This window comes from Brevundimonas goettingensis (assembly GCF_017487405.1).
Taxonomy (GTDB): Bacteria; Pseudomonadota; Alphaproteobacteria; order Caulobacterales; family Caulobacteraceae; genus Brevundimonas; species Brevundimonas goettingensis.
This window is the reverse complement of the sequence record NZ_CP062222.1, coordinates 2,393,856-2,406,303: the sequence shown is the minus strand read 5'-3', so window position 1 is coordinate 2,406,303 and position 12,448 is coordinate 2,393,856. Positions and strand designations below refer to the sequence as shown.

The 12,448-nt window shown below is 70.4% G+C and carries 13 protein-coding genes; 10 read left to right on the top strand and 3 right to left on the bottom strand.

Features of this window, described 5'->3' with window-relative positions:
- Positions 1 to 3: 3 nt before the first annotated feature.
- The 10 genes from IFJ75_RS11785 to IFJ75_RS11740 are packed head-to-tail and all read left to right on the top strand — an operon-like array spanning position 4 to position 8,893.
- Complete coding sequence (locus tag IFJ75_RS11785; protein WP_225896799.1) at positions 4 to 978, top strand: threonine-phosphate decarboxylase; 975 nt, start codon at positions 4 to 6, stop codon at positions 976 to 978.
- A complete protein-coding gene (gene cobO, locus IFJ75_RS11780; protein WP_207868381.1) occupies positions 975 to 1,580 on the top strand; it encodes a cob(I)yrinic acid a,c-diamide adenosyltransferase in 606 nt (201 codons plus the stop codon). The genes IFJ75_RS11785 and cobO overlap by 4 nt, the downstream gene beginning before the upstream one ends.
- Entirely contained in the window at positions 1,580 to 2,473 is an 894-nt protein-coding gene (locus IFJ75_RS11775; RefSeq protein ID WP_225896798.1) for an ABC transporter substrate-binding protein, read from the top strand. The genes cobO and IFJ75_RS11775 overlap by 1 nt, the downstream gene beginning before the upstream one ends.
- The gene (locus tag IFJ75_RS11770; protein ID WP_207868380.1) at positions 2,470 to 3,456 is read left to right on the top strand and encodes a FecCD family ABC transporter permease; all 987 of its coding nucleotides are present in this window, start codon (positions 2,470 to 2,472) and stop codon (positions 3,454 to 3,456) included. Before IFJ75_RS11775 ends, IFJ75_RS11770 begins: the two co-directional genes overlap by 4 nt.
- Positions 3,453 to 4,223: an ABC transporter ATP-binding protein gene (locus tag IFJ75_RS11765; protein ID WP_207868379.1), complete on the top strand. Its 771-nt coding sequence runs from the start codon at positions 3,453 to 3,455 to the stop codon at positions 4,221 to 4,223. The genes IFJ75_RS11770 and IFJ75_RS11765 overlap by 4 nt, the downstream gene beginning before the upstream one ends.
- Position 4,224: 1 nt before the next feature.
- A complete protein-coding gene (cbiB, locus tag IFJ75_RS11760) occupies positions 4,225 to 5,169 on the top strand; it encodes an adenosylcobinamide-phosphate synthase CbiB (RefSeq protein ID WP_225896797.1) in 945 nt (314 codons plus the stop codon).
- Complete coding sequence (locus IFJ75_RS11755; RefSeq protein WP_207868377.1) at positions 5,157 to 6,638, top strand: cobyric acid synthase; 1,482 nt, start codon at positions 5,157 to 5,159, stop codon at positions 6,636 to 6,638. The genes cbiB and IFJ75_RS11755 overlap by 13 nt, the downstream gene beginning before the upstream one ends.
- Positions 6,635 to 7,636 carry a nicotinate-nucleotide--dimethylbenzimidazole phosphoribosyltransferase gene (gene cobT, locus IFJ75_RS11750; protein ID WP_207868376.1) on the top strand — a complete coding sequence of 334 codons (1,002 nt, stop codon included), beginning with the start codon at positions 6,635 to 6,637 and terminating at the stop codon, positions 7,634 to 7,636. Before IFJ75_RS11755 ends, cobT begins: the two co-directional genes overlap by 4 nt.
- Before the next feature lies 1 nt (position 7,637).
- The gene (gene cobS / locus IFJ75_RS11745) at positions 7,638 to 8,402 is read left to right on the top strand and encodes an adenosylcobinamide-GDP ribazoletransferase (protein ID WP_207868375.1); all 765 of its coding nucleotides are present in this window, start codon (positions 7,638 to 7,640) and stop codon (positions 8,400 to 8,402) included.
- Complete coding sequence (locus IFJ75_RS11740) at positions 8,399 to 8,893, top strand: tyrosine phosphatase family protein (protein ID WP_207868374.1); 495 nt, start codon at positions 8,399 to 8,401, stop codon at positions 8,891 to 8,893. Before cobS ends, IFJ75_RS11740 begins: the two co-directional genes overlap by 4 nt.
- Here IFJ75_RS11740 and IFJ75_RS11735 read toward each other — a convergent pair.
- The 3 genes from IFJ75_RS11735 to IFJ75_RS11725 are packed head-to-tail and all read right to left on the bottom strand — an operon-like array spanning position 8,890 to position 12,413.
- Positions 8,890 to 10,314, bottom strand: a complete 1,425-nt coding sequence (locus tag IFJ75_RS11735) for a DUF6880 family protein (RefSeq protein ID WP_207868373.1) — start codon at positions 10,312 to 10,314, stop codon at positions 8,890 to 8,892. The two genes, IFJ75_RS11740 and IFJ75_RS11735, sit on opposite strands and share 4 nt — an antisense overlap.
- A 57-nt stretch (positions 10,315 to 10,371) precedes the next feature.
- Positions 10,372 to 10,974: a response regulator transcription factor gene (locus IFJ75_RS11730; RefSeq protein WP_207868372.1), complete on the bottom strand. Its 603-nt coding sequence runs from the start codon at positions 10,972 to 10,974 to the stop codon at positions 10,372 to 10,374.
- Complete coding sequence (locus tag IFJ75_RS11725; protein WP_207868371.1) at positions 10,971 to 12,413, bottom strand: sensor histidine kinase; 1,443 nt, start codon at positions 12,411 to 12,413, stop codon at positions 10,971 to 10,973. Before IFJ75_RS11725 ends, IFJ75_RS11730 begins: the two co-directional genes overlap by 4 nt.
- Positions 12,414 to 12,448: the final 35 nt, after the last annotated feature.

Genomic DNA, 12,448 nt, shown 5'->3' with positions numbered 1-12,448 from the left:
GGTTTGGCCGCCCTCTTTCATGGCGGGCGACTGGCGGCGGCGCGGGCGGAACATCCGTCCGCGCCGGAGCCCTGGCTCGATGTCTCGACCGGGATCAATCCGGATGGATGGCGGGGCGTGCGCGCCCCGACCACCGCCCTGACGGTCCTGCCCGATCCGGCGGAGACGGCGGCGCTGGAAGCGGCGGCGGCCCTGGCCTTCGGCTGCGAGCCCGATCAGGTCGCGGCCGTGCCGGGGGCGGAGGCGGGCTTGCGGCTTCTGCCCGGCCTGCTCGACGTGGCCCGGGTCGCGATCGCCGGGCCGACCTACGGCAGCCATGCCGACGCCTGGCGACAGGCGCGGGTGACGACGACGGAGATCGAGCGCTCGACGCTGTTCCAGCAGCCGACCGACGCCCTTGTGGTGGTCAATCCGAACAATCCGGACGGGGCGATGACGCCGGGCGTTGAGCTGGTCGCAGCGGCCGGCCGGCGCTGGCTGGTAATCGACGAATCCTTCGTCGACACAGAGCCGACGATGAGCGCCATTCCGCATCTGAACGAGCGGACGGTGGTGCTGCGCTCGTTCGGCAAATTCTACTGCCTGCCGGGATTGCGGCTGGGCTTTGTGGTGGGCAGTCCCGAACTGGCGCGGCGCGTACGGGCGCGGACCGGCGACTGGCCGGTGAGCGGCGACGCCATTGCCATGGGATGCGCCGCCTATGCCGATACGGCGTGGGCGTTGAAGACGCGCGCGTCCCTCGTTTGGGATATGGAACGATTGGACGGCTTGTTGACCGCGACAAGCTTCACGATTGTCGGCGGAACGCCTCTGTTCCGGCTGGCGCGATACGGGGATGCGAAGGGCAGGGCGTGGCGACTGGGAGAGCAGGGGGTTCTGGTGCGGACCTTCCCGCACGACCCGACCCTGATCCGTTTCGGTCTGCCGGGAAGAAAGAATTGGCGGCGGCTTCAGGCCGCTCTGGAGGCGTCGCGATGACCGATCAAACCGAAGCCGAACATGCGGAGGCGATGAAGGCCCTGCAGGCCGAGCGGCGTGAGCTGATGCGCACCAAGACCGAGGAGCGCGGCCTGCTGATCGTCAACACCGGTGACGGCAAGGGCAAGTCGACGGCCGGCTTCGGCATGGTCGCCCGCGCCCTGGGCTGGGGCCAGAGGGTCGGCATCGTCCAGTATATCAAGGGCAAATGGATAACCGGCGAGCGCCAGTTCTTTCGCAAATTTCCCGATCAGGTCCGTTACGAGGTCATGGGCGAAGGCTTTACCTGGGACACCCAGGACCGGGCGCGCGACATCGCGGCGGCCGAGGCGGCCTGGGCGACCTCGCTGGAGATGATCGCCGATCCGACGCTGGATCTGGTGCTGCTGGACGAGCTGAATATCGCCCTGCGATACGACTATCTGGACATCCATGCGGTGGTCGCCGGACTGGTCGCGCGACCGGAGGGGAAACATGTCTGCGTCACCGGCCGCAATGCAAAGCCCGAGTTGCTGGCCGTCGCCGATCTGGTCACCGAGATGACCCTGGTGAAGCATCCGTTCGAACAGGGCGTGAAGGCCCAGCGGGGGATCGACTTCTGATGACGATCGACCGGCGGACGGTTCTGGTGGCGGGGGGGATGGCGGCGGGCGCGCTGGCGATGCTGGCCGGCTGCGGCGTCGCGCCCGGACCGTCGGGGCCGGTGGTGAAGGCGGGGCGGCCGCAGCGGATCGTGTCGCTGAACCCCTGCCTGGACGTGATCCTGATCCATGTCGCCGACCGCGAGCAGATCGCGGCCCTGAGCCACTATGCGAGGGACAGCTACGGCTCGACCTTCGCGCCGCTCGCCCGGACCCTGCCGTTCACCTATGAGACTGCGGAGGAGGTCCTGGCCTTGTCGCCGGATCTGGTGATGACGGGGCGGCACTCCTCGCTGGCGACCCGCAATGCGCTGGACCGCCTGAAGATTCCGACGGCCCTGTTCGGCGTGCCCGAGACGGTCGCGGAAAGCCTGGAGCAGGTGCGGGAGGTGGCGCGGCTGGTCGGCCGTCCCGAACGCGGCGAGGCGCTGGTGGCCCGGATCGAGGCGGCGCTGGCGGCCGCCGCGCCAAAGCCGGGGACGCCCCGGCTGTCGACCCTGGTCTTCATGCCCGGCGGCTTCGCCTCGGGACCGGGTACACTGATGGACGAGATGATGCGGCGCATGGGGCTGGACAACGCCGCGCCGAAATACGGCCTGACCCGCTCCATGAATGTGCCGCTGGAGCAGGTCATCGCCGATCCGCCGGACCTGCTGATGTCGGGTGAGCCCTATCCCGGGGCTCCGAGCCGGGCCGTGCGGGTCATGACCCATCCGGCGTTGAGCCATGTGGCGGGTCATATGCAGCGCGAGACCTTCCCCGAGCGGCTGCTGTTCTGCGGCGGCCCGGTCCTGATCCAGACGGCCGCCGCCCTGTCGCGGGCGCGAGAAAATGCATTGAAAGACCGGGCATGAAGCCGATCAGCCGACCTCTTCTCTATGCCGGGCTGATTGCCCTGCTGGTGCTGCTGTCAGGCCTCAGCCTGATCTCCGGCAAGGTCTGGGTGCCGTTCAGCGCGTGGACGCAGCCAGACATCGATCCGCGCTGGGCGATCGTGTTCGAACTGCGTCTGCCGCGCACCCTGCTGGGCATCGCCGTGGGCGCGGCGCTGGGTCTCTCGGGCGCGGTGCTGCAAGGCTATACGCGCAATCCGCTGGCCGATCCGGGCGTGCTGGGCGTCTCGGCCATGGCGGCGCTGGGCGCGGTCCTGACCCTCTATTACGGCCTGACCGCCGTGGCGCCCTGGGCCCTGCCGGTGGCGGCGATCAGCGGGGCGCTGATCGGTGTGGCGATCCTGATGCTGCTGTCGGGCTCGGCCTCCAGCCTTGTGACCTTCGTGCTGGCGGGGGCGATCCTGAACATCCTGTCGAGCGCCGGGGTGTCCCTGGCCCTGTCGCTGGCGCCCAATCCCTGGGCGGTGAACGAGATCGTCGACTGGTTGATGGGGTCGCTGGCCGACCGCAGCTTCGAGGAGGTGAAGATGGCGACGCCCTTCATCCTGGCGGGCTGCGGCCTGCTGCTGACCACCGGACGGGCGCTGGACGCCCTGACCCTGGGCGAGACCGGCGCGCGGTCGCTGGGGGTGTCCATGCCCGTCACGCGCTGGAGCATCGCCCTGGGCGTCGGTCTGGCGGCCGGGGCCAGTGTCGCGGTGACGGGGGTGATCGGCTTCGTCGGACTGGTGACGCCGCACCTGCTCAGGCCGCTGGTGGGGGCGCGGCCGGGCGCGCTGCTGGTCCCCAGCATCCTCGGCGGGGCGGTGATCGTCCTGGCCGGCGACGTCCTGGTGCGGCTGACTCCGGCGGCGGGGGAGGTCAAGCTGGGCGTGGCCATGGCCGCCCTCGGCGCGCCTTTCTTCCTGATGCTGCTGCTGCGTCTGCGGAGGACGATCGCATGAGCCTGCTGTCCTGTTCCCGGCTGGGTGTCGCCATCGGCGGCAAGACGATTCTGTCGGAAGTGTCGCTAACGATAGACGTCGGTGCGGTCACGGCCGTGGTGGGCCCCAACGGCGCCGGCAAGTCGACTCTCTTGTCCTGCCTCGCCGGTCTGAGGGCGCCGTCTACGGGGTCGGTCATGCTGGACGACGCGGTCCTGTCGGAGATGAAGCCGCGCGACCGCGCCCGGCGCCTGGCCTTCCTGCCCCAGACGCCCGAGATCGCCTGGTCGGTCGAGGCGCGGACCCTGGTCGAGCTGGGCCGCACGCCCTTCATCGGCGCCCGGGGTCAGACGGAGGCCGACCGCGCCGCCGTCAACCGGGCCATGGCGGCGGCCAATGTCGAGGCGTTCGAGCACCGGATCGTTGACACCCTTTCGGGCGGTGAGCGGGCGCGGGTGCTGATCGCCCGGGGTCTGGCCGGAGAGCCGGAATGGCTGCTGGCCGACGAGCCTTTGACCGGCCTCGACCCGGCGCACCAGCTGGACGCCGCCGCCCTGTTCCGCCGTCTGGCCGACAGCGGCGTAGGGGTGGTCGTGACCTTGCACGACCTGTCGATGGCCCTGCGTATGGCGGACCGGATCATCGTCCTGGCCGAGGGCGGGGTCATGGCAGACGAACCGCCCGCCACCGCCCTGACGCCTGAGGTGCTCAAGCGCGCCTATGGCGTCGAAGCGACCGTGACCGAGGGCCCCGGCGGCCCGCTGATCGATGTCATCCGGCGTGCCTAGGGTGCGTGCTCCCCTCGCCCACGCCACCCTGACCCTCGCCGCGCTCGCCGTCGAGGCGGTGGTCGGTTATCCGGACCGTCTGCATCGCCGCCTGCCGCATCCGGTGGTCGGTCTCGGCGCCCTGATCAGCGAGGGCGAGCGGCGGCTGAACCGGAGCGATCGCTCGCCGCGGGCGAGTCGTCTGTCGGGGATCGCGACCGTGGCGGCGACGGCGGGCGTCGCGGCTCTGGCGGGTCTGGCGGCCTCGCGCCTGCCGGGACCGGCGTCGGTGCTGGCCGCGACCCTCGGCCTCGCCCAGCGCAGCCTGTGCGACCACGTCTCGGCCGTCGCAAAGGCGCTGGAGGCGGACGACCTGCCCGCCGCCCGAGCCGCCGTCGGGATGATCGTCGGGCGCGACACGGCCGGGCTGGATGCGTCAGGCGTCGCGACGGCGGCCATCGAGAGTCTGGCCGAAAGCTTCAACGATGGGGTCGTGGCTCCGGCCTTCTGGCTGGCGCTCGCGGGTTTGCCGGGCCTCTACGCCTACAAGGCGGTCAATACGGCGGACAGTCTGATCGGGCACAGGGAACCGCGCTGGAAGGATTTCGGCTGGGCCGCCGCGCGCACCGACGACCTGATGAACCTGGCCCCCGCCCGGTTCGCCGGCGTCCTGATCGCGATGGCAGGTGGAGGCGGTTGGAAGACCATGCTGCGCGACGCACGCCGCCACGCCTCGCCCAATGCCGGCTGGCCTGAGGCCGCCATGGCCGGGGCTTTGGGGGTGAGGCTCGGCGGGCCCGTGGCCTATGACGGCGTCATGACCGACCGGCCCGTCTTCGGCGACGGCCCGGCGCCGACCGTAGCAGACCTGAAACAAGCCTTGAATATCTATGTTCGCGCAACCGGGCTTCTCTGGGCTGCGTTCGCAACGCTGTCGTTTCGAGGAGGTCGTGAATGGCGGCGTTGATGATCCAGGGCTGCGGCTCCGACGTGGGCAAGTCGGTGCTGGTTGCGGGCCTGTGCCGGCTGTTCACCAATCGGGGCTATCGGGTGCGCCCGTTCAAGCCGCAGAACATGAGCAACAACGCCGCCGTCACCGAGCCGGACGAGAGCGGCCGTCGCGGCGAGATCGGGCGCGCCCAGGCCTTGCAGGCCATCGCCTGTCGGACGCCCCTGACGGTTCACATGAACCCGGTCCTGCTCAAGCCCCAGAGCGACGTCGGCGCCCAGCTGGTGGTGCGTGGTCAGGTCAAGGCCAGCTATCAGGCGGCGGCCTATCAGGAACACAAGGCCGACCTTCTGCAGATCGTCCTCGACAGCTTCTGGACGCTGGAGGCCGAGGCCGATCTGGTTCTGGTCGAGGGGGCGGGCAGTCCGGCGGAGATCAATCTGCGCGAGGGCGACATCGCCAATATGGGCTTCGCTCTGGCCGCCGAAGTGCCGGTGGTTCTGGTCGGCGACATCGATCGGGGCCACGTCATCGCCGCCCTGGTCGGGGCCAAGGTCGTGCTGGATGAAGAGGACGCCATCAAGGGGTTCATCATCAACAAGTTCCGGGGCGATCCGAAGCTGTTCGACTGCGGTCGCCACGAGATCGTCAAACGCACGGGCTGGCCCGACATGGGGCTGGTGCCCTGGCTGGCGGCGGCGCGGCGTTTGCCGGCGGAGGACGCGGTGGTGCTGGGCGAAGCCTCGGATGGGGCGAACCGCCGGGTGAAGATCGCCGTTCCAATTCTGCGCCACATCGCCAATTTTGATGACTTCGATCCGCTGCAGGCCGAGCCGTCGGTCGATCTGGTCTATGTCGCGCCGGGGGCGCCGCTGCCGGGCGACGCGGACCTGATCATCGTGCCGGGGTCCAAGGCGACCCTGTCGGATCTGGCCTTCATGCGGGCGCAGGGCTGGGACATCGATATCCGGGCGCACGTTCGCCGCGGCGGACGGGTTATGGGTGTCTGCGGCGGCTTCCAGATGCTGGGCCGCACGGTCGCTGATCCGGACGGGACCGAGGGGGAGGCGGGATCGGCCGAGGGGCTGGGCCTGCTGGACATCGACACCGTCCTGGGCGGCGACAAGGTGCTGGAGCCCTGCCGTGGCCGGACCGTCGTCGGCGAGGGCGCCTATGAGGGGTTCGAGATGCATATCGGCCGCACGACCGGCGAAGGGCTGACCCGTCCCATGCTTGTTCGCGAGGACGGCAAGGGCGAGGGCGCCGTCTCGGCCGACGGCCGTGTCTCGGGTTGCTACGTCCACCGTCTGTTCGATAGCGGCGAGGCGCGCGCCGCCCTGCTTGCCGAGTTGGGTGTGGCGTCGCGGGCTATCGACCATCGGGTCGCGGTCGATGCGGCTCTGGACGAGATCGCCGAGGCCTTGGAAACCCATCTCGACGTCGCCGCCCTGGCGAAGCTTGCCGGGCTGAAGGACTTCAGGCTGTGACTGCCGAGGCGAGTTTGCGGGCGCATCTGGACGCCCAGGCCCGGCCGCCCGGTTCGCTGGGGCGGATCGAGGATCTGGCCGTCCGGCTGGCGCTGATCCAGCAGACCGCGACGCCGCGTGCGGATCGCGCGACCCTGCTGGTCTTCGCCGGAGATCACGGCCTGACCGAGGACGGGGTGTCCCGTTATCCCTCGGCAGTGACCCAGGCGATGGTCTCCACCCTGCTGGCCGGCAAGGCCACCGCCAACGCCTTCGCCCGCGCCGTCGGGGCCGAGGTCGTGATCGTCGATGCGGGCGTGGACGCGGACCTCGCCGCCCACCCGGCCCTTGTCGAGGCCAAGGTCCGCAAAAGGACGCGCAACGCCGCCCGCGAGCCGGCGATGACACAGGATGAGGTCGAACGCGCCCTGAGTAGTGGCGCCGAACAGGCTGCCGCCGCGATCGAACGTGGGGCCGAGGTCGTCGTCCTGGGCGAGATGGGGATCGGCAACAGCGCCTCGGCGGCCCTGGTGATGCATCGGCTGGCGCTACTGCCGCTGGCGGACTGCGTCGGCGTTGGAGCCGGACATGACGCGGCGGGGCTGGCGCACAAGCTGGCGGTGCTGACGCGCGCCGCCGAACGATCCGACGCGACGGAGCCGCTCGAGGTCCTGCGCCAGTTCGGCGGGCTGGAGATCGCCATGATGGCGGGGGCGGTCCACGGAGCGGCGGAGCGGAACACGCCGGTGGTGGTGGACGGCTTCATCTGCACGGCCGCCGCGCTTGTCGCCATCCGGATGCGGCCCGAGGTGCGCGACGCCTGTCTGTTCGCCCACCGCTCGGCCGAGGCCGGGCATGACCGGATGCTGAAGGCGCTGGGCGCCGAGCCCCTGCTGGATCTGGGCCTGAGGCTGGGGGAGGGAACCGGCGGCCTGCTGGCCCTGCCCCTGCTGCGCGCGGCGGCGGCCCTGATGTCGGAGGTCGCCAGCCTGGACGACGTTCTGGCCGGACGGATCTGAGATGCCGCGGCAACTGGCCCTGTTCCTGGCCGCGGTGCAATTCCTGACCCGGATCCCCGTACCCGCGCTGAAGGCGTTCCGCCCCGACTGGACGGCGCGTTCGGCGCGCTATTTTTCACTGGTCGGGGCTCTGGTGGGGCTGGCGTCCGGGGCGGTGCTGATGGCGGCGTCGGAAGTGTGGGGCGGCATGCTGCCGGCTCTGCTGGCGACGGCGGCGGGGATCCTGATCACCGGCGCCTTTCACGAGGACGGTCTGGCCGACACGGCCGACGGGCTGGGCGGCGGTCAGACGCCGGAGCGCCGCCTCGAGATCATGAAGGACAGCCGGGTCGGGACCTTCGGGGTGCTGGCGCTCGGGCTGGGGGTGGCCTTGAAGGTGGCGGCGCTTGGTCAAACACCGGTCGTTGCGGGGGTTCTGGCGCTGGTCGCGGCCCATGCGGGCGGGCGGGGAGCGGCGGTGCTGGCGATGCGGGCGCTGCCCTATGCCGGCGACCGGACCGTGGCCAAGGTCAAGCCGGTGACTGACGGGGTGACGACGGCCGAGGTCGTCGTGGGATGGCTGTTCGTGACGCTGGCGATGGCCCCGGTCGCCCTGCTGGCGCCGGTCGCGACGGCGGGCGCTCTGGCGGGCGCTGCGGTCGTCGCGGCCGCCGTCGCCGTGCTGGCCAGACGGCTGATCGGCGGCTGGGTCGGGGATACGCTGGGGGCGACGGAGCAGGCGTTCGAGGTCGGGTTTCTGGTGGTCTTCGCGGGCCTCGTCGCGTGATCATCGTCGCGCCCCTGCATGAGGTTGGGGAGGCGATCCGGATCTGGCGGCCGTCGCATCTAATCGGCCTGGCCTCGCCGGGGGCGGAGCTCGCCGATGTCCCTGACGGGGTAGAGCGGCTGCAGCTGACCTTTCACGACATCGTCGAACCGCAAGGTGATCTGCAGCCGGTGACGGAGGCGGACGTCGCCGCCCTGCTGGACTTCGCGCGGTCATGGTCCGGGACGGCGCCGCTGCTGGTCCAGTGCTGGGCCGGGGTGAGCCGGTCGCCGGCGGTGGCCTATGCGGTCGCCTGTGCGATCCGGGGGGGCGGCGAGGAGGTCGCGCTGGCCGATGCGCTGAGGTCAGCCGCGCCCTTCGCGACGCCCAACCGGCGGCTGGTGGCTCTGGCCGACGCGGCCCTCGACCGGCAGGGGCGGATGGTCGAGGCCGTCGCCGCGATCGGCCGAGGAGCGGAGACCTCGACCGGGGCGACCTTTCGCTTGCTTTAGCGCCAGAGGCGGCCGCGCGGGGCCGGGGACAGGATCTCCAGCTCGTCGATGAAGTCGGCGTGGCTGGGCAGGGTGTCGAGACCGCCGGGCAGTTCTGCCAGATGGGCGGCGTCGGCCGACAGGGCGCGCACCTCTTCAGACCGGCTCAGCCCCTGACGGGCCAGCGCCCGGGCGCGCGAGCGGATCAGGGCCAGGGCCGCATTGGGCCAGCGCCCCTCCAGCCGCCCGGCCCAGAGCGCCGTGTCCTCGGCTGTGGCGTGGAGCTCGTCGGCGCGGGCCAGGACCATGGCCGCGGCCTCGCGCAGGGCCGGCCAGTTGATCAGGAAGCGCAGGCCGGTGGTGGCGTCAAACCAGCCGGCGGCGAAGGCCAGGGCGCGGTCGATGGCCTCGACGTCGTCGAAGTCGGCCAGCCGGGCGATGTGGGCGCGCAGCGGCGCTTCTGACAGGGTGCGTTCGAAAGCGGTCCAGCGGGCGGTCTGGGCGTCGTCTGGGCGTCCCTCGGCGTCCAGCACGGCGATCTCTGCGGCTTCCCAGAGCGGCGAGGGCTCGGGGTCGGCGGGCGTCTTGATGCGCAACCCGAGACGGGATGGCGCGGGCGCGCGGGGTCTGGAGGCGTCCAGCGCAGCGCGAGCCTCGACCGGCCGTCCCGCTTCGGCCAACCGCCGGGCGATCTCGGCGCCGACGTCGGGCTTGAGCCGGTCCTCGTCGGAAAAGGCGGCCGCCCAGGCCTCGACGTCGCCGGCCCGGTCCGCGAGCTTGCGCACCACGAGGGCGCGGCGACCGGTCGGTCGGGCGCGGCCGACGGTGAGGGCCTTCAGCAGCCCCGAGGCGAGCGGCTCGCTCATCGCCGGCGCCGCGCGGCCGATCCAGCCGCCCCAGTCGGACAGCCGGGTCTCGACCGCCTCGGCCAGGATGGGCAGGGCCTCGGCCCCGACAGTGGAGGCGACGGTCGCCAGGTCGGGGGCGGCGTCGAAGAACAGGGCCGAGAGCTCGCCCTTCGGATCCTTCACCCGCGTCGCCAGACCCGGATAGAGGTCGAACCAGCTTACCAGCCGATCCAGCGCCAGCCGGCCGTCCATCGGCGCCAGACGATCGACGATCATGCGCCGGTGCGCTAGGAGGTCGGCGACCAGTTCGGGACGCTTGCGCCAGGAGACGCGCGTGTTCGAGGCCTCCAGAGCCGTCAGCCGCTTGTCGATCTCCAGCGCCAGATCGGGGACCCCGACGGCGGCGGCCAGCTCCAGCTTGAGCACCCGTTTCAGATTGGCGTCGCCGACGGTGGCCTGCATCAGCAGTTCGGCGAGAACGTCCGCGCCCAGGGCCGAAAGATTGGCGGCAGACAGGGTCTTCCGGCGCGCGGGGGAGGGGGCGCCAGAGTCACGGGAGGAAGCGGCGCGAGGAGACGCAGGACGTTTGGCCATCCCTCTCATGAGGGGATTCCGGGGTCGCCCGTCAACCTGTGAGATCGGCCGGTGAGCTCAGGTCAGGCCCAGGCTCATCCGCACCAGGGCCGACAGATTGGCGGCCTCCATCTTGCTCATGACCTTGGCGCGGAAGATCTCGACTGTGCGCGGACTGATGTCGAGCTGGGCGGCGATCTCCTTGTTCGACAGGCCGCCGGCCAGGGCCTCGAACACCTGACGCTCGCGCGTGGTGAGCTGGTTCAGCCGCCGGTCGATGTCGGCGCGGCGCTCCAGACTGGCGCCGACCTCCTGCACGCGGCGGATGCAGCCCTTCAGGGTCTCGACGAGGCGGTGCGGCTCGAACGGCTTCTCGATGAAATCGGTGACCCCGGCCTTCATCAGCTCGACCGCCGAGGAGACGTCGGCGTGGCCGGTGATGACGACGATGGGCCAGGCCTCACCGCGCAGCTCGACCAGTTTGCGCACCACCTCGAAGCCGTCGGCGCCGGGCATTCTCAGGTCGGTCACCACACAGGCCACCGGATCATTGGGGAGGTTGTCCAGGAACTCCTCGCCATTGGCGAAGCCCCGGGCCCGCATCCCTTCGGAGCGAAGCAAGAGGACGAGGGAGTCCCTTACGGCGAAGTCGTCCTCGACGACAAAAACGGACACCGTCACTGGATCGGTTCCTCCTTCGCTCGGCTCAGACTGAACGTGAACGCAGCCCCGCCCATGGCGCTGCGGCCGACGGTCAGCGACCCGCCGTGGTTTTCGACAATGGTGCGGGTGACCGAGAGGCCCAGGCCCATGCCGTCGGATTTGGTGGTCATCAGGGGTTCGAACATGCGCTCGACCTGATCCGCCGGGACGCCGGGACCGCTGTCCTCGACCCGAACTTCATAGAAGTCGGGACAGAGCGGGCGGCCGACCAGCCGGACCTCGCGCCGTTCCCGGTCGGCGACGGCCTCGACCGCGTTGCGGACCAGATTGACGATGGCCTGCTGGAACTGGATCCGGTCGGCCATGACCCGGTCGTCGATATTGTCGATGTCGATCTGGATGCTGGCGTCGGAGGCCGGGCCCAGCAGCTGGATGATCGGGCCCAGGTCGTCGATCATCGAGGACATCCGCTCGGGCTCCAGCGGCTGGGTCTCGACCGTCAGCAGTTCGCGCGCCCGCCGGATGATGGCGCCGGCGCGCAGCACCTGGCTCTTGGCCAGTTCGACGGTGCGGCTGGCGCTGTCGGCCATGATGCCCGCGCGACCGAGATCGACCTGACTGGCCTGAAGGTAGCTGGCCGCGGCCGTCAGCGGCTGGTTCAATTCGTGCGACAGGATGGCGGCCATCTCGCCCAGGGAGTTCATCCGCCAGACCTGGTTCAGCTGATCGCTGAGTTCCTGGCTTCTCAGCTCGGCCGAGTGCCACAGGCTGAGATCCGTAAGGGTCAGGATCGCCTCCGAGGTCCGGGGATCGCCCGTGACGAAGGCCAGCTGGATCCCCAGGGGAAAGACGTCGCCGTCGGCTCTGCGGCCCAACCAGTATTGATCGGCCGAATACTCACCGGGCGGCGAGGATCTGATGATGCCGGCGTCAAAGAACTCGACGAATTCCTGAAACGGCCGACCCACGGCCTCGCGTTCCGCGATCCGGAACAGGGCGCAGGCCGGCTGGCTGATGGCCAGGACGACGGACCGCGAGTCCAGGGTCACCACCGGAGCCGACGCCAGCATGGCGTGTATGGTCGCGTTTCGGGTGTTGAGCTGGGTTTTCAGCTCCAGGGAACGCTCTTTCAATGATCGGCGCGCGCGGCCGATCTCGCCGATGGCGGCGCCGACCAGGGCGAAGAGCAGGGCGTTGACCACCGCGTCGACGAGGCTTTCGCGCGAGACCAGAACCACATTGGCGGCAATGGATAGGGCGATGGCCAGGGCGGTCGCCCGCCTCGACGCCAGCATCGCCGGAAGCATCACCGCGGGAATGAGCGGCAGATAGTAGAATTTGCCGAAGGCCTCGAGGCCGAGCCGGGCCAGGAGCGCCAGTCCGACGGCGACGGTGGCGAGGGCGTAGCCGTTCGGTCCCCTGGAGGCCCAGTTCGAGATCGTGGCGACGCGCGCCATGAATGGTGGCGAATCTGTGGCGGAATTCACTTGGG